The following is an 18,519-nucleotide window of genomic DNA, read 5'->3' on the forward strand; positions in this document are numbered from 1 at the left end:
ATCACTCAATAGTCCTACCTGGCTGCAGCACAGGGGGCAGCTGTTGCGGCGTAGTAATTTTCATATCGTATGCTTTATCGGTTACGGAGTTGTACTGGTAGTGGATGGTTATATTTTCTCCGCTAGGTAGACGGTGACTTACTTCCATTTTTCTCCATCCCTCACTCCGCGGGAAGTCTTTATCGCCCGCTAGTTTTGTATCACGACCGGCAGAGGGATTTTCTGTCACTCTGTTCCACAAAGTCTGCTCGTTCAGATCTCTTGGCGCCGTTGACTGATAGCTCTTTGCTGTTGAATGCGTTGCATAGTCTGGAAGACCAGCAGAAAACTCATCGGCGGCATTTTCCCGACCATAATAATCTCTATTTACGCTAGACCTTTCAGTAACAGCATTCGGGCTATATGGATCATCAACAATAGTTGGTTTACCGCCACTGAAACCACTAGAATCGCCACCTTTTGGACCACCCGGCTCCACCCACCCCTTCGACGGCGTGTCCCCAAACTTCTTATCCCAATCAGGATCTATCGGCCCTCTTCCCAGCCCATCGGCACCGTCCGTTATACCATCCGAACGCCCTTTCCCTACAACACCAACAACCTTACCTGTCGCCGCACCCGCCGCATTCGTAACCGTCCCCAAGGCGATATTCAGTAGCGTCGTTGCGCCACGAACATACACATCTCCCTTCTGCTCATCCCGGCCCTGTTCGTAGCGAACCTTAAAGAGATTGTCGCTAACCTCCAGGTCATTCTTGTTCTTGCCGCTGAGCTCGCTGGCAATCGATTTCGATATCGAATCCTTGGCCGTAGCGATCTTGTCGCCAAACAGTTTGTTGACTACCACGTTGCCAGCCAGACCGACCGCCATCTTGCCGGGGCCCATAACGGCCTGAATTCCCAAGCCCAAGAGCTGCGCTTGCTCAACTGGAAGGCCATCCAGATAGGTTTGCAGCTTCGCTGTTTCTTGCAGCAACTTCCTGCCAGGGGTGTTTACCTGAACGTCGGTGACGTATCTGAACTTCAAGGTGCCATCCACGTCTTTGTAGATGGCAGCAGTACGCTGCTTGTCGCTAGGATCGCCCGGTGCACAGCCTCCTGTGACGTCGCAGGCCTCTTGCAGTTTGGCGAAGTCCGAGAATCGCTTCGCGAAACTCTGGATAACAGCGACGTCCTCGGACTTCAGATCCTTAATCTCGCCAGGATCCCGACCATTTCGAACGAGATTCTTCGCGATATTCAGCGCAGCCTCATCCCCCAACGCAGCTCGGGCCGAAGCAGGCACCTCCTCAATCGAAACCCTCTGCGCCTGGATGCTGTTCCAGGCTTGTTCAGCGGATCGAACCGGTCCCTGAATCAGCTCAAGGGCTTCTTTGTAGGCCTTCTGACTGTTCTCCGGATATTTTTCAATGCTGGTTTTCCAGGCATGCAGGGTGCCCGAAGCATCGCCCACCGCCTCCAGCGAAGACTTGGTCACATACAAATCAGTGCGCGACTCATCATCCTTGGTGATCTCGTAGGCCTTGCTCACATCCCGATTTAGCCCCGTGGTCGAATCAGCTCCGGTCCGGGCGTCATCACGCACCACAATCTCGCCAGCCCCCACCGTGGCCCTGACGATCTGCTCACGGTCTTTCTCATACTCCCAGCCGCTGACGCTCCAGCCGTTCTCTCCTTCCTTGCCCTTGCCGACCTGACTGGGGTCCTGGGTGGTTTCGCCGCTGCTGCCAGCGGAGTAACTGCCGCCGACGTTCAGGTAATAGCCGTGCTCCTTGTCCTTACCGGCAATGTCACTGAAATCCAGGGTCCCGGTGTCCAGTTTGAGGTTGCCGTTGTCGGCAGCAATCAAAGCACCGTCCAGTTGGGTATGATCTTCGGTGCGAATGTCGACCTTGTTTTTGCCGGTGATGCTGGCTTGCTGCTCGACCCAATTAGTCTCACCGGTTGTCTTTCCATACCCCACCGATCCACTGACGCCAGCACCCGGCCCAAAGGTGGCTGTGACACTGAGGTCGAATTCCTTACCCTTGACTTTGCCGGTGTCGGGTGCCGAGGAGACATTCAGGTCGCCGCCAACGCGGCCAACGACTTCATCGCCACGCAACGTGGCGCCCGTGATGTTGGTGTCTTTGTCACTGTCGAAGCCCAGTCGGTTTCCGGCGTACAGGTAGGCTTCTTGCTGGCGCTTGCCTTCACGTTCCAGGTCGCCCTTGCCAATGTTCACACTGACGTAGACGCCGAAGCCTTGTGAGCCGAACGTCAGGCCCGCTTCACCACCGCCATTGTGGCGGTTGTTTTCGCTGTTGCTGTCGTTCTGCGCCGACCGGATGTTCAGGTCATTGCCGGCATCAAGCGCGATATCCCGCCCGGCCTTGGCCTGGGTTCCAACCAGATTGATGTCATGGCTGGCATCGACATTGAAGTCTCTACCGGCAGCGACCTGGGTCGGCGTCGAACTGCCGTAGACGCCATCCCCGGTGGCTAAGCCGTAGCTGCCACCCACGCCCAGCTTGAGGCCGCCACTGGTGCCACCATGAATACCGCTCCAGCTTTGGCGCTCGCTGCTTTCCTGGGTGACACTGCCCTTTGCCACGTCCAGCGTGACGTCGCGACCTTTGATGTTGATGTCACGTCCGGCCTGTAGCTGAGCGCCCTTGACGATGACATCGTTGCCAGCGTCCAGGGTAACGTCATTGCCCGCATCCAGCGTCGACGCTCGATTGGTCTGTTCGATAACCTGCTGGCTACTGGTTTGGGTGCTGTTGCCGAATTTGACGTCCGCCGTCGGGCCGTTGACGAACTGGGTGACGGCATCAATGCCCTTGAGGGTGCTGGAAGCCTTGCTGACTCCGTTCTCACCCTTCCCCGCGCCGCTGACCGCATCCCTGGTGCGGCCATAGTTGTGACTGAAAGACACGCCAAGCCCGTTACGACTGGCTTCGCGTTCCTGTTCGGTCAGTTGGGTTTCGCGCGCGGCATCGATGTTGATATTGCGACCAGCCGTGAGGTCGATATCACGCGTGGCGCGAAGGTCGGAACCGGTCTGGTTTATGTCGCGCAGGGCGTTGATGGCAACGTCCTGGCCCGCACTGATCCGACTGACGGCAGCTGTCTGCTGTTCGAGGCGATCCTTTTCCTTGACGCTATCGGTACCGGCGAAGAAGTTGATTCCATTGGCATCGCTGGAAACGCCTATACCCGACTGCTTCTCCTTGGACCATTGCTGCTCGGAGTTTTCGTTTCTCGCCGCGGCCACATTGACGTCACGTCCGGCATTAAGGCTGACGTTACGCCCGGCATCGATACCGCTGCCAATCAGATTGATATCGCGCTCTGCTTGCAGCATCGCGTCACGATCCGCCGTCACCTGACTGCCCACACTGGTACTGCTCTGCGCTATTCGCCCCGCCTCCTTGGCCGAAGCAAACGACAAGAACCCACCCGAAACCGAAAGCCCGGTTTTCTTCTTGTATTCCTCAGTACGGCTATAAGCAGTGTCGTTGGCAGAGACGAGATTGATATCGCCCTCTTTATTGACCAACCCCGCACGTAGCTCGACATCATTGCCAGCGGTGGTTTGGCTGGCCCGCGCACGTAGATCGTTGCCGGCGGCCACCACCACATCGTTGCCTGCGTCCAGTTCACTGGCGACCTGAGACGCGGTGGTCTTCAGTTCGCTCTTGCCGCTTTTGGACAGGCCGAGGAAACCCGATTTGGTCTTCTTGCTGTAGGAACCGTGCTCTTCAACCCCCGATAGCACGGCGATATCACCCGTGCCCCCCAGCATCAGGTCACCCTGAGCCTTGAGCTGGCTGCCAACGACCGTTACATCGCGCCCACCATTGATGCTCATGCCACCATTGGCGTTTTTGCGGGTGTTGACGGTCAGGTCTTGTCCGGCCTCGACCACCGACGCGACATTGGTGCTGTCGTAACTTTCCCGCTGTTCGCTTTTGCTGCGGCCAAAGGAGCCTTTGCTTTTCTTCGAATAGAACTCGGCCGTTTCGTCCTTTGCCGACAAGAGATTGATGTCTCGACTGGCATCGAGGGCAACATTCCCGGCGCCTTTCAGGCGGCTGGCGACCAGGCTCAGGTCCTGCCCCGCTTGGACGCTTAGATTCCCGCCCGACTGGACAACCGAGGACTGCTGGCGAACCAGGTCGTTGCTGCTTTTGATTTTTTTGCTTTGCGAAGAACGGTGGCTTTCGTTGGCGGCGGACTCGATAGCGATATCTCGCCCGGCGCTCAGCGCCAAAGCGGTCTGGGCGATGAGGTTGCTTGCTACAACCCTCAGGTCCTGTCCGGCCGTTACGTTCAGATCACCGCCAGCCGTGACGCTGGAACCGTTCTGGGTGATGGTTTGATCCCGATATCGGTTACCCAACCGGTTGCTATCGGCCTGCTCGGCAGCCGTAATCTTCAGATCCCTGGCAGCGCGCAAGGTGGTGTCGTTACCGCTCTTCAGCGCGCCGCCCGCGTTGTTGAGATCGCGCCCGGTACCCACGCTCAGGTCATGACTCGCCTCGATCCGCGCCGCGCTGTCGACGAAATCCCGCTGCTCAGTCTTGTAGCCCGTGCTGCTGGCATGACGGGTGACAGTCCGCTCGTTGGTCACATCCCCCGCAAGCGCAACAACGCTGACATCCCGGCCAGAAATAACCCCACCCGCCCGGTTAGTCAGATCATTACTCGCCAACGCATCCAGCCGATTCCCCGCCTCCAGCAACCCACTGTTCACCAGGCTGTCGTTAGCCCTGGCAACCAGATTATTGGACGCCCGCAACGTCCCGGCGTTGTTCAGGTTCTTACCGGCAATCAACGTGACGTCGCTGCCCTGGATCAGCGCTCCATTCGGCGCCAGCCGATGGGTGGCGTTCGCCAGGTAAAGCACCGGCACCAGCACTTGCTGGCCGTTCACCGTCTGGTTTTCCATCCAGACGATGTCGTGGGTCAGCGCCGCGACCTGTTCGCCGGTCAGGCTTACGCCCAAGGACAGGTTGAGGGCGTCCTTGCTGGCGATGGCGTTGTTCATCAGGTACTTGAACATGCCTTCATCGGAGGTCTGGCCATCGAGGAAACGCTGGCCGGTGCGGGCGATGACGGCTTGCTGGATCAGGCGTTGTTCGTAGAAGCCGTCGCCCAGGCGCTTGGCGGCGTCGTCCGGGTCGTAGCCCAGGTTGGACAGCAGGTAATCCGAGCTCATGAACCGGCGCATGTCGGTCAGCGCCGGGTTGGTTTCGATCAGGTATTTTTGCGGGTTGGCCTGGAACGAGCGGTCCGGCAGGCCGCGCACTTGGGTCAGGCCGCTGCCCTGGGTCGGGGTGCCGGTGCCTTCGTTCAGGCGGAACAGGCCGTTCTGACCGGTGGGCAGGTCGAAACCGGGCAGGGTCACCGGGTTGACTTGCTGTTGGGCGAGGTCGGGCGAGAGCTGTTGGTTGACGGTGATGCGGGTTGAAAATTTCCCGTCGGCGCCGGTGTCGGTGCGCGGGCCGGCGCCGACGTAGTTGTAGCCACCCCGGATGACGCTGTTGTTGGCGTTGCTCTGGGTGCGGATATCGATTGCACCGCCGGACTGGATGATCGCGGCGTAGGTCTGGGTATCGTGGGAGAGGGACCGGCTGCTGCCTAGCTCCGGCAGCTCGCGTTCGGTAATGCCGATGAAGCGGCTCATATCAGCTTCCAGACCGCCGAGATTGGCAGTGTTGTAGCCAGGGCTCTGGAACCAATATTTGTTGGTGAACGTATCGGCGAGGGTACGCCAGTCACCGGGGCTGCGCGTGCGCTCGGACACGAAGGTGCGCGAGGTTTCGGTGTCGTGGGTTTCGATGCCGATGTTGTTCAGGCTGACGAGGTTGGCGGTGAGGGCGCCGCCCGCGCCGATGGTACTGCTGCTATTGGTCAGGTCACCGGCCCGGATATTCAGGTTGCCGCCGGAGGTGATGCTGGAGGCCGCGCTGGCGGCGGTGACCTCGAACTTGTCACGCTGGATGATCTGCCAGACGTGGTTTTCCTTGCCGCCGCTGCAATCCCCGGCGTTGACGCCTTCGATGCAGGCGACTTCCGTGATCGACGCGGTGTAGATACCGGCGTCGTGGGTGGTCAATAGGGTTCGCACGTTCTGGATCGTGCTAGCGGCCAGGCTCATGTTGCCGTCGCTTTGCAGCGAACCTGAGCTGTTGACGATGCTGGAAGCCAATGTGCCCAGGCCGTCACGGTCGATGCTCAGATTGCCCAGGCTGTAGATGTCGGCGCGGGTGTTGGTCAGGCTGTCGACCTTCAGGGCCATGTCGGCACCGCTGAAGATCAGGCCGTTCTCGTTGCGCAATGCACCGGTGCCAACGCTTAGCAATCCGGCGCTGCCCAGGGTGCCCTGGTTATTGATGCCCTGCGCCGTGACATTCATGCCCGCCGCCGAGGTCACGCGGCCACGGTTGTTGAATACGCCGTCGGCATGCACCGTGGTATTCCCACCGCCGGCGACACTGGCGTTTTCCTCAAGATCGATCAGTGCGGCCTTGAGGCCCAAGGTGCCCAGGCTGCTCAAGCGGCCGTTACCCGCGTATTGACCGGTGAGCTGGACATCGATCAGGCCATCGCTGCCGATCAGGCCGTCGTTGCGCCAGTCGATCCCGGAGCCATTGAAACTGTTGGCGCTGAGCAACTGGCCGGTGGCGGTCTGGGTCAGGTGATTGACGTTGACGGTCAGGTGTTCGGCCTGGATCGAGGTGCTGTTGGTCCAGCTGTCGGCATCGAGAACCAAGGTGCCGTAGGTCACCAGGCTGCCGCCGACTGCGCCCAATTGCGTGAGGTTCAGGCCGAATGCGCCGGCACCGATGTGGCGCAGCTTGCCGCTCTGGTTGTTCAGGCTGCCGAGGGTGAAGCCGACGTCGTTGCTGACGGTTTCCAGGGTGCCGTTGCTGTTGTCGAACAGGCCGCCGATGGAGAACACGGTGGTGCTGTTGCGGCCCAAAGTGCGCAGTTGGCCGTTGTGATTGACGAGGCTGGCGGCGAGGACATCCAGGCTGTTGTCGCCTTCGATGATGCCTTGGGTATTGTCCAGAATACCGTTGAGGTTGAGATCGATCTGCCCGGCACTGATCTGGCCGTGGCTGTTGTCCAGGTTCAGTGCGTCGACCTTCACCTTGCCGCTGGCATAGAGGCCGCCGTTGCTGTTGTCGAAACGGGCGCTGCTGGTATCGAGCACGGCATCCCCAGCCTGCGCCGCGATGCGTCCCCCGTCGTTGAACAGCCCGGCGAGGGCTTCGAGGGTCAGGCCTTTCGCCTGGATCGTGCCGCCCTGGCCATTCAGGTCATGGCCGTTTTTCAGCACGCCGCTGACCTGCGCCTCCAGCGCAGCCTTGACGCTGGACAGCACACCGCCGCGGTTGTCCAGGTTGGTGGCGAAGACATTCAGGTTCGCGTCCTGGGCGATGATCGAGCCGGCCTGGTTATCGATGTCGCCCGCAATGTCGACCGTCACCAATCCTTTGCCCTGCAGGGTGCCTTTGGCGTTGTCGAGGCTGGTGGCGGTCACCGTCAACCCGGCGTTGCGGCTGGCAATCAGGCCATTGTTGCCGTTGTCGATTGCCCCTTTCGTGGCGGTCACGAGCAGGTTGCCGTTGGCGGCGATGGTGCCCTTGTCGCGATTGCTCAGGCTCCCCGCCGTGAGGGTCATCAGACCTTGGGTCGACAGTTCGCCACCCCGGTTGTTGACCGCGCCGGTCGCGGTGATATCCAGCTGCTTGCCGGTCATCACCAGGCCGGTGAGGTTGTCCAGGCTACCGAGTACCAGCGTCGCGGTGTTCAGGCTCGACAGTTCACCGGCGTTGTTATCCAGATGGCCCGCCGTCACTTGCAAAACGTCCTGGCTATTGATCAGGCCGCCGCTGCCGTTGAGCACTTGATCGGCCTTAACGTTCACCTCGGTATTGCCCAGGATGCGACCTTTGGCGCGGTTATCCACGACCTTGGCCGTGACCGTGGTCTTGCGCTGGCCGCTGAGCGTACCGCCCTGGTTGTTCAACGTATCGGTCGTGGTCACCGTCAGATCGCGACTGGCTGCGACCGTTTTGCCGCCGTTGTTCAGTTGTTTGGCCGTGAGGGTGACGTCGCCGCTGGTATTGCGCGTGTTGTCCGCGTTGACCCCGGCTTCGATGATCCCGTTGTTGTGCAGGGTGCCGCCGCTGTCCAGACGAATGCTGTCGCGGGCCACCAGGTTGTTCTGGCTCGTCAGGTCGCCCTGGGTTTTCACGGTCAATGCAGTGCCGGCGTAGACCGGTCCCTGGGCGTCGAGGCTGGCGGCGTTGACGTTGACGGCGCCGGCCGCAGCGGTCTGGGCCAGGCTCAGATGACCGTTGGCGTCGAGCTGGATATCGCCACCGCTGGCGATCAATTTACCGTCCAGCTTCACCCCGACACCGGCCTCGGTGCCCACCAGTTTGATCGCCCCGGCATACATGCCGCCCAGCGCCGAGGAATCGATGGCCAGCTGCGGTTTGGCGCTGCCGTCGTCGGCACGGGCGGTGGCGTTGAGGGTGGCGGCGTCGACGTCGTTGCGGCCGGCGACGATAGTCAGGTTTTTCGCCTGGATCTCGGCGTTGATCTTGGCGCTGCGGGTGATGATTTCGAAGCGGTCGACGTTGGTGGCGTTGAGACCCGCACCTTCGACGGTGACGCTGCCCTGGTCAACCTGGTAGCTCCGGAGTTGGCCGTTTTCAATGACTGGTTTGCCGGTGGTCAGGGTCGCCTTCGGGGTGTTGATGAAACCGCAGCCGTTGCAGGTAATGCCGTAGGGGTTGGCCACGATGACGTGGGCCGACTGCCCCGCCACTTCGGTGTAGCCGCGCAACTGGCTGGGGCTGCCACCGTTGACTTCGTTGAGAATGACCCGGGCCGCCGTCCCCTTCAGATTAGGGTTGCCGAGGATGATCCCGCCCAGTTGCGTGGATTGAGCCGGGTTGGTGGCGTTATTGAGGATGACGCCGTTGCTGCCGACGTTGTAGTCCTTGAACTGGTTGTGGGACAGACCGCTGCCGTTGGGCGTGGCGATGTTGACGATGGGCACGCCGTTGCCTGCCTGACCGAGGCTGGTGCCCGGGGCACTGACGACGATGCCGTCGGCCTGAGCCCACATCGGCTGCCAGAACATGACGTTAGCCAGCAAAAACGCCAGGCCGCGCTTGGGCATGCCCCAGAACAGGTCACGGGTTTTCAGGGCCGCAGAAGGTTGGCGGGCCAGCAAGGCGTATTGGCGGTCGTCCATGATCAGGTCTCGTTGCTACAGCATTTAAAAGGGCAGAATTTAAAAAAGAGCTTCCACGCGGAAATAGATCGGCGCTTCGCGCTCGGTCAGGGCAACCGGACGTTCCAGGGAGTGGGCAAAGGTCACGCTGGCGCTCAGGTGCTCGCCGCGGGCGAACAGCTCCACCGAGTTGCTCGACATGCGCCCGTGCTGATCGCCGTTGTAGTGGGTCCCGCTGATCACGCCCTGGTCATACCCCAGGCTGGTGCCGTACTCGGCAAATACCGGACGCAGCCATTCCAGGGTCACCGGGCGGCTCCAGCGCAGGTCGTTGCGCCAATAGCCACCGCTGTCGCCGGCCAAGGATTGGTCCTTGTAACCCCGTATCGAAGACTCCCCGCCCAGGCTTATGCGTTGCGGCGCGAACAGCGCATCCTCGCTGCGCTGGCCGGTCATCAGGCTGCTGAAGCTGAAGGACTCGCCCCATAGCTGGAAGGGTTGCAGGTAGCTGACGGTGGCGGTGTATTTGCGGTAGCGCGCATTCGGCACTCCGCGGCCCGGGCCATGGTCGCCCTGGGCATCGAAGGCGCCGATGCCCTGTTGCATACCCAGGTCCAGGTTGACGAAGGCACTGCCGACCCGACGGCCGTGGTTGATGCCGAACTGCGCCTCGCTGATGCGATTGCTGCTGTCGCTGAGTTTGCTGTCTTCAATGAAGTTGTTGCTGCGCAGGTACGCCAGGCCGGTGTTGAGGGAGGTCTTGCTCAGGGCGTCGCGATGGATGACGCGCTCGACCCGCAACTGATGGTTCTGGCTGTCGCCGCTCTGCTTGAAGTTGAAACCGTTGGCCGCGATCTGCGAGCGATACTCGCTCTGGCTGTAGGTGTAGCTGACGTTCCACCAGCCAAACGGCAGATTGTAATAGAGCATGGCGTTGCGCGAGGTGTGCTGGTGATCGCTCATCGCGTCATGACCGCCGCGCAGCATCAACTGATCGGCCAAACCCAGCGGGCTGTCCCACTCGAAACTGGTGCCCCACTGCTGCTCACCGGTGCTGCGCTGGCCGTCGTTGCTCCGGGACAGCCCGGCGCGCCAGGGCTTTTGCGGGGTATTCTTGACCAGCACTTCACTGCCGCCGACGTTCTGGCCGGGGGTCAGCTCCATCTGCGCCTGGTTCGATGGCAGGCGGTTGAGTTGGTCCACCATCTGCTCGATTTCCCGCAGGTTGACCAGCTCGCCGGTCTTGCCAGGAAACGCCATGGCCAATTCACGCTTCGACAGTTGGCTGTTTTCGGCGCCTTTCAAACCTTCGAGCCGACCCTCGACCACCAGCACCTGCAGGTGACCGCTGGACAGGTCCTGCTGCGGCAAGTAGGCACGGCTGGTGACCAGGCCCTTCTCGATGTAGTGGTCGGTGATGACCTTGAGCAGCTCGTTGAGCTGGGGCACGCCCAGGCATTGGCCGATGTAGGGCTTGAGCAGCCGCTCGCGCTCACGGGCCGAAAGGCTGTCGGCGCCCTTGAGTTCGATGGTCTGGATGGGGAAGCAACGGGTATCGGCTGGCGCGGTCGGCTGGGTCGGTTTCGCCTCCTGGCCGGGCAAATCCTTGAGTTCTTCCAGACGGCGGCGCTGCTCTTCGAGCAAACGGTTCTGGCGTTCGCGGATCAGGTCGGTTTCACCGGGGGTGGGAGCGGCGTGAGCCAGGGTAAGCGGAGACAGGCACAGCAAAGCCAGGCACAACCTCGCCCAATGGGCGGGTGAGAACATGTTCGATCCCTCGATACGGAAGTCACAGCACGCTCGCGAGCTGACCGAAGACAGGTCTCCAGTGCTGTTTTCGAAGGGGCCAGACCTTCCTGGCTGCTTCGAAAATCACTCGCGCTGCTGATGCGCAAAACCACGCGCACACCAGACCCTGCATATCGATTTCGGTTCAAGGGGGAGGGAATTTTCTGTTAAAAAAAGAGACGCGTCTCACAAGACGCGTCGTAAACCTCGACTTTAGAGGAGCCCACAAAGAAGGGCTGCTGCGCAGCCCAGCGGGAGCAAGCTCCCTCGCCACGGAGTTGTCGAGAGATCAAACACCACCGAACCTGTGGGAGCTAAGCTTGCTCGCGATGACGTGTGTACATTCAATAAAGATGTTGACTGACACTCCGTCATCGCGAGCAAGCTCGGCTCCCACAAGGGATCCAGGGCGACACACGGATTTTCGTTCACAACAGTTCCCTGTGGGAGCGAGCCTGCTCGCGATGACGGGGTGTCAGTCAACATCAGTGCTGAATGTCAGTCCCCCTTCGCGAGCAGGCTCGCTCCCACAGGGGATTTCGACAGGCCTGTACCAAGGAAAGGTCATGGCGAGAGATCGCATGAACTTTTCTTCACCCTACGCATTCGCGTGATTCGGTAAAGTCCCCTTGCTCATTCAAGAAACTAAGGTTTTAGCCCGCTCTCCCGCGGGCTTTTTTTTGCCTGCGATTCAGGCGCAGGACTGTGCGTCACCCAGCTCGGGCATGTCTTTCGTACCCTGCAATGAAGCCTTGGTCGCTACCGGTTGTTCCAAGGCCGCGCGCCCATAGAACGCCAACGCCATCAGCCAGCAACTCAACCAGACGAAGATTCCCGCCCAAAATGTGTGGGACATGTAGTGCCATCCCTGTAGGACTCGCGTTGTGCCATAGACAAACCCCAAAGTCAGCGCGCCATACATCAGCGCTTTCGAGTATCGCCAGCGGTAACGACGTGCAACGAAATACAGCGCCAGCATCGTGAAGCCACCCGAAGCATGACCGCCGGGCCAGCAGCGACCGTCCCCGGCGACTTTCAACAGATTGAAGTTCTGATACCACTCCTTGTGTTCGATTTTGCCGGCGTACTGGGTGGTTTCCACCGGGCAATACACGCTGGTATGACCCTTGAGGTAATGAATGACCCCGGTACTGAGGGAAAATGCGAAGACGACATAGAGGAAATCACGACGGTGCTTGTGGGCAAAACGCAGCGGCTTGCTCAGCCTGAGCTTATCCAACAGGCGAAGTAACCCAGGGCGTTTTTCCGGCTTGAATATAGGCCAGAAAAACGACAACAGCGCGCCGATAATGGCCACTTCGCCGGTCCAATTCGGAATGACCCTGGCCCACTTATGGGTGATTTTCTCGAACAAGTGCACATGCTCCAAAGGAAACACCTGGTGCACGGGATCGTAGAAGAAATCGCTGATGGCGATGTCGATGCGGGTCATGTCGAACAGCAGGAACACCACTGCGGCACAGAGAAGGGGAATTCCGAGATTGAGCCCGTAGAAACGGGAGCGAGCAGACGTCAGCATGGGCTGTCCTAACCGTGGGAAAGTTACTTGAATGTCACCGAGCGCCAGTCAGACGCTTCGATAAAGCCGAGCAACCGAGGCGCTTGCGGCTCGGCCGTGGAAACAAACAACGATGCACCATAGCCAAACGTCGAGGTCGATTGCTTGAGCGAGGTTTCCATTGCCTGCATGCATTCGCTATGGGTCACCAGGATCAGGTTGTGCCCGGCCACCTTGTGGGCCAAGGCATTGCGCAACAGGTCTCGCCGACAATTGATCAACCAATCGTCGCCAGCGCTCACCTTGTTGAACATGTAACTCGCCGTCTGGGCCGTGCGGGTGGCCGGACTGTTGTAGATGTCGGTGTTGTCCAGACCCAGGTGCTCGAACCGGGCACCAAGACCTACCGCGACGGCACGGGCCCGGTCGGTGATGCCAGCAGGATCATTCAGGCACGCAGCCTTGGAGTGATCGCACCGCTCGACATGGCGTACCAGCACGATCACTTCCCCCTTGGCCCAGCCTTCGGCCAACGTCCGGGCGCCGGCGACATTGCCATGGGCCAGGTCCGGCACCGCCGCCGGGCTCAGCAACCAGAGGGTCAATGGAATGACCAGCAGCGCAGCGGCCAGGACGACTGCGGCGTTTCGGTAGCGGGCAAACCGGCTTGTCTCGATCGAGCGCGTCAAGCCGAAAAAACTCAGTCTCAGTTCCACATCAAGCCGCCCCGACGGCACCCGTCAGTCATTTAATGGCGTGACAGTAGAGATGGCTGCGTAGGAAGGCAGTGAAATGGATGTGAAAAAAAGCTTGATATACGCGCCTGAAAATTCGGTGAATAGCTGAGTACCGGGAAAAAATCTTTCAGATATCAAGCCGATGGCCGATACAGGCCTGCTCCCTATTTTGCTGGCTTAACAACAACAAACTTCCAGCCAACCGACGATCAAGCAGCACAACGTTCCTGGAGGAATTTGATGAATAGCTGGTTTGGCAACATTAGCGTCAACATGAAACTGGGCCTGGGCTTCGGCCTGGTGCTGCTCCTGACCGGCATCCTGGCCGTGACCGGTTGGAACAGCCTGGGTGGGCTGATCGACCGCAGCAACTGGATGAGCGACATCACCCAGCTCAACGCCGGGCTGACCAAACTTCGGGTCACTCGCTTGCAGTACATGCTGACCAACGGCGACGAGACGGTCGCACAGAATGTGCAGACCACTCTCGATGATTTCGTGGCGCAACAGAACGCGCTGCTGAGCAGCTTCAAGAGCCCGGAGAACGTCAAGCTGCTCAAGGAGCAGAGCGCGACCATCGGCGCCTATCAGACCTCCCTGAACAAAATGCGCAGCGCCTACCGCACCGGCAACACCGCCCGGGACGCCATGGGCGCCAACGCCGAAACTGCCTACAAACTGATCGAAGCGATCGGTACCGATGTGGCGCAAATGGCCTCGGGCGACGAACGTTTCGAACAGTTCCAGGCGATCACCCAGGCGAAGCAGGCGTTCATGCTGGCTCGCTATGAAGTTCGTGGCTATACCGCCAACAGCAACGCCGATACGGAGCAGAAAGCCGTCGGCCAGTTGGACGCCGCCATCGCTTCGCTCAAACCGCTGAACCTGCATTTTGCTAGCACTCGTCAAGATGAACTGCGCCAGCTGGAAAACGCCCTGAGTCAATACCGCAGTGCCTTGCAGGCCTTCAAGTCAGCCACTGCCGACGCCGTGCAGGCGCGCAAGGAAATGACCGAGCAGGGCGCGACCATCGTCAACCTGAGCGACCAGCTGTATCAGATCCAGCTCGACCGCCGCGACGCCGAAAGCGCCCAGGCCCGCACGCTGCAACTGATCAGTACGTTGCTCGCCTTGCTGGTGGGCATCATTGCCGCCGTGATCATCACGCGACAGATTACCCGGCCGCTGAGCGAAACCCTGGTCGTGGTCGAACGCATTGCCAACGGCGATCTGTCCCATAACATTATCGTCACCCGCCGCGATGAACTGGGCGTGCTGCAGCAGGGCATCGCCCGCATGGGCGTGACGTTGCGCGATCTCATCAGCGGCATCCGCGATGGCGTGACCCAGATCGCCAGCGCTGCCGAAGAACTGTCCGCCGTCACCGAGCAGACCAGCGCCGGGGTCAATAGCCAGAAAGTCGAAACCGATCAGGTCGCGACCGCCATGCACGAAATGACTGCCACCGTGCAGGAAGTGGCCCGCAACGCCGAAGAAGCCTCCCATGCGGCGTCCGCGGCGGACGGCGAAGCCCGCGCCGGCGATCAGGTGGTCAGCGAAGCCATCGCCCAGATCGAACGCCTCGCCAGCGAAGTGGTACGTTCCACCGACGCCATGACCGTGTTGCAACAGGAAAGCGACAAGATCGGCAGCGTCATGGACGTGATCAAGGCCGTGGCCGAACAGACCAACCTGCTGGCCCTCAACGCAGCGATCGAAGCAGCGCGCGCGGGTGAAGCCGGTCGCGGTTTTGCGGTCGTGGCCGACGAAGTCCGTGGCCTGGCCCAACGCACGCAGAAATCCACCGAGGAAATCGAAGGCCTGGTGGCCGGCCTGCAGAACGGCACCCAGCAAGTGGCGGCCGTGATGAACAACAGCCGCAGCCTCACCGACAGCAGCGTGGCTTTGACCCGCAAGGCCGGGGCATCGCTGGAGAACATCACCCGCACGGTGTCGAACATCCAGTCGATGAACCAGCAGATCGCCGCCGCGGCCGAACAGCAAAGCGCCGTGGCCGAGGAAATCAGCCGCAGCATCATCAACGTGCGCGACGTGTCCGAACAGACCGCCGCCGCCAGCGAAGAAACCGCTGCCTCCAGCGTTGAACTGGCGCGACTGGGCAATCAATTGCAGATGATGGTCAGCCACTTCCGGGTTTGATCATGAAAAACGCCCGTTTCCGGTGGGAAACGGGCGCTCTGTGTGAGGGGGATGATTCAATGGTTCCGGGTTGAGATTCCCCTGGACTTTTAATTACGCGCGGGCAGATCCAACTCAACGCCGCCCAACACCCTGAACCTGTTTCGAATTCGACTTCCTAATCTTCGCACCGGATTAGCCGGATTAGTTCTGGACAATGAACGCCCCAAAATCAACAGTGCTTCCTTTTCCATGGAATGGCCGTTGTGAGCCGCTGCGATACGCAGTTGTTCCTCTATTTGATCATCCAGATTTGAAATCGTAATGCTGGTCATAGCGTCCTCAATCAACGCAGTTACTGATTTCAAACTAGGTCGGTCCGCCTCACTCTGTCCAGCCATCGTTACACAATAATCCCTATCCACCGTATCAAGCTCCTACCCCCGTCACGCATTGCCCTTTCGTACAAACCCTCCGCCCTCGTCCTACCGATTTTTTTTTACCGCTCCTGTACGGTTTTCCCTTGGATAAGCACCTTCAGTGCGAACAGGAGATGAACCACACATGGACGCAAGCAACGACTCGCTGTTGCACAGGCTCGTCGCCTTCCCCGATGACGAGAACACCGTAAAAGCCAGCTTCAGAACAGCCATGGAGCGCATGGGGTTGAAGTCGGTCTTCGACATCGTGCGCATGGGCAAGGCGCCGTTCGCCGTTGAGTTAGCCAAGCACTGCGACGTGGATGCCGGACAGGCCTACGACCGCGCTGCGAGTTATGCCCAACAGATCGGCCGCCTGTATCAGGAGCAGCAGATATCGGCCAGCGCTGCCCCGCGTCGCGTTCGGCGCGGCCTTGGGACGGAAGCGACGTCGCATTCCGTCAGCTATCAGTCGCTGTTCAAGGAGAATTGGGATCAGTTCTGTAAGGACGGCGACATCGCGGCCATCGATTCACCCGTGGCTTATCTGCGGGCGCTGTATCTGTTTGCCGGGCAACTGGAAAACGCATCGTCATCACCCCACAAGATCCCTCTGGCGCAACGGCGCCCGGACCTCAAGACGCTGATGCTCGATCACCAGAGTGCCTTCGTCGCGCAGCCGATGCTTAGCATCGTCAATGACACCCTGCGCAGCGCCATCGAGACGCATTTTGCCAGCTCCGGCAAGTCCGTCCATCAGGTCTTGTCGAGCGAACACTATCCTTTCTGCCTGCCCTACGACCTGCATCATCACCAATGCCTGTTAGGGCTGGGCGCAGGCAAACCGGCGCTGGGTGAATTGAATTACCGGATAAGTCTGAGAGTGCCGTTTTCACCCGGCGACTCGGCTTATGGACGCGTTTCGCAATCCCGTGTCGAGGCACAAAAACTGCTGTCCGGGCTCAGTCCCGAGCAACAGAAACTGCTGCTCGCTCCAGCCAGTTCGGATGGAGAACTCAGCGTCCTGAAAAAAAACTACGGTACTGAAGAGATCGCTCGCCTGCATGAGCTCACGTTCTTCAAGGAACGCACCGGATTGACCACCGAGCAGGTCGAGCAGTTGCTGGCGCAAGGCAGTCACCGCCCACGTACCTCGAACAACAGCCCACCTTCCACTCATTCCAATTATGGGGCTGGTTATATCAACGGCCCCGAGACGACGCCGGCCCTGGCGATTGTCCAGCCTGCAAATACCCTTGGCGGTACGTCACGTGAACGTTTCGCCCGCATGCAGCGAATGATCCGGCTGCACCGTTGGACTGGTATTCCAGTGGCAGAACTGGACACGCTGCTGGTCAGCGCCTTGCGTTCGGAAGACAACGACACGATGACACTCAATGCCAATACCCTACGCACGCTGGGCGTCTATCGGCATCTGAACCGACGCCATGGCATCGCGCCGGAGGAGTTCGCTTCGCTGCTGTACGAACTGCCGGTTTCCGCTTGCGGTCAGCACGTTCCGTTGTTCGACCAGGTGTTCAATCGCACCCGATTGCTCGACCAACCTCAGACAAAACAACTGGACTTAACGGACCCCAAGACGTTCAGTTACCTCGGTGCAGGCCTTGGGCTGGCCATTACCGAGGATTCGCTGCTGTTGCTGGCAAGGCAGATCAAGAAGCACGGTTATTCGTTAGGATACAATCTGCCCACTGTCTCTTCACTCTATCGCCAGGCCCGCATCGCGCGGATGTTCGGGTTGTCTCCGCTTGAGTGCACGATGCTGGCCCGGGTAATGGGCACAAAGCGCTTCTGCGAAACCTTGGTGACCGGGGAACTGAACGCCACGCCGTTGACGTCCCCCGACATTCTCGACGTTCTGATGGATTTGGACTGGGCTGTCGACTGGCTCAAGCAGAACAACCGTGACGTGATGCAGTGGTGTCGCCTGTTCGATACAGCCGAAGATGACCTGCCGCTGAATCAACACCTGGAAAAGCGCCTGGCGGTGCTGCTGGCGGAGGCTGCCAAACCTGGTGATGAGCAGCGTCTGGTGGAAATCCTGCTGCACGACCTCGTCGACTTGTCCGCAGAATACGTCCCTTGCGCGATGCAAATGGCCGGCACCAACGCTGCGTCGATTGTCGACGCCATCAAGGCGTCGCCGGGGAAAATGCCCCCGTCCCTGGCCTCGCTGTTGCGCGCAGCCCAAGCATGCCAGGGATCGCACTTGAGCAGCGGCACACTCCAACGATTGATCAGCACCCCTACGTGGCTGGCTTCAGACAACCAGGGAACGCTGACGCCTCACACGCTGTACCTGCTCGAACGCTTCAGTCATTGCGCCCGCCATCTATCGCAGTCGGAAACACCGCTTCTGCATTACCTGCAGCTAGCCAACCAGCAGGACTCGGAAGCGGGCGCCAATCGCCTGTTGGCCAACCTGCTGAGTTGGGACAGTACAGAAGTGAGCTGCCTGACCGCACAACTGCCAGAACGCCGCGCCAAGTCAATGGAAACCGTGGACTGGGTCATGCGCTGTCAGGCCTGCTGCCAGCAGACCGGGCTGTCGGCAAGCCTCCTGCTCAAGGCCGCGGCACTGAACGCCGACAGCGAAGCCGTGGACTGGCGCACCGTCGGCGAGGCGCTGATCGCGGCCTGTCACTGACCCGCTCC

Annotated in this window: 6 protein-coding genes and 2 pseudogenes; 3 read left to right on the forward strand and 5 right to left on the reverse strand. The window is 60.0% G+C overall.

What is annotated here, in order from left to right:
- Position 1 precedes the first annotated feature (1 nt).
- The 4 genes from CGA22_RS10835 to CGA22_RS10850 all read right to left on the reverse strand — a co-directional run bounded on the left by CGA22_RS10835 (position 2) and on the right by CGA22_RS10850 (position 13,264).
- Positions 2–9,262: a hemagglutinin repeat-containing protein gene (locus CGA22_RS10835; RefSeq protein WP_188258579.1), complete on the reverse strand. Its 9,261-nt coding sequence runs from the start codon at positions 9,260–9,262 to the stop codon at positions 2–4.
- Positions 9,263–9,301: 39 nt separating this feature from the next.
- Positions 9,302–11,008: a ShlB/FhaC/HecB family hemolysin secretion/activation protein gene (locus tag CGA22_RS10840; RefSeq protein WP_188258580.1), complete on the reverse strand. Its 1,707-nt coding sequence runs from the start codon at positions 11,006–11,008 to the stop codon at positions 9,302–9,304.
- A 712-nt stretch (positions 11,009–11,720) separates the two neighbouring features.
- Positions 11,721–12,569: a phosphatase PAP2 family protein gene (locus CGA22_RS10845; protein WP_041024859.1), complete on the reverse strand. Its 849-nt coding sequence runs from the start codon at positions 12,567–12,569 to the stop codon at positions 11,721–11,723.
- A 23-nt stretch (positions 12,570–12,592) separates the two neighbouring features.
- Complete coding sequence (locus tag CGA22_RS10850) at positions 12,593–13,264, reverse strand: histidine phosphatase family protein (RefSeq protein ID WP_041024875.1); 672 nt, start codon at positions 13,262–13,264, stop codon at positions 12,593–12,595.
- A gap of 294 nt (positions 13,265–13,558) precedes the next feature.
- On the opposite strand from CGA22_RS10850, the pseudogene CGA22_RS27425 reads away from it, so the two are divergent.
- A pseudogene (locus CGA22_RS27425) lies at positions 13,559–14,539 on the forward strand (methyl-accepting chemotaxis protein); the annotation flags it as partial.
- A 306-nt stretch (positions 14,540–14,845) separates the two neighbouring features.
- Positions 14,846–15,445, forward strand: a pseudogene (locus CGA22_RS27430) (methyl-accepting chemotaxis protein); the annotation flags it as partial.
- Between the two features lie 89 nt (positions 15,446–15,534).
- Here CGA22_RS27430 and CGA22_RS10860 read toward each other — a convergent pair.
- The gene (locus tag CGA22_RS10860; protein ID WP_084213832.1) at positions 15,535–15,759 is read right to left on the reverse strand and encodes a FitA-like ribbon-helix-helix domain-containing protein; all 225 of its coding nucleotides are present in this window, start codon (positions 15,757–15,759) and stop codon (positions 15,535–15,537) included.
- A 229-nt stretch (positions 15,760–15,988) separates the two neighbouring features.
- Between CGA22_RS10860 and CGA22_RS10865 the strand changes: the two genes are divergently transcribed.
- Positions 15,989–18,511, forward strand: a complete 2,523-nt coding sequence (locus tag CGA22_RS10865; protein WP_041024861.1) for a Tc toxin subunit A — start codon at positions 15,989–15,991, stop codon at positions 18,509–18,511.
- Positions 18,512–18,519 lie beyond the last annotated feature (8 nt).

It is taken from the genome of Pseudomonas sp. PSB18, assembly GCF_014596565.1.
Classification (GTDB): Bacteria; Pseudomonadota; Gammaproteobacteria; order Pseudomonadales; family Pseudomonadaceae; genus Aquipseudomonas.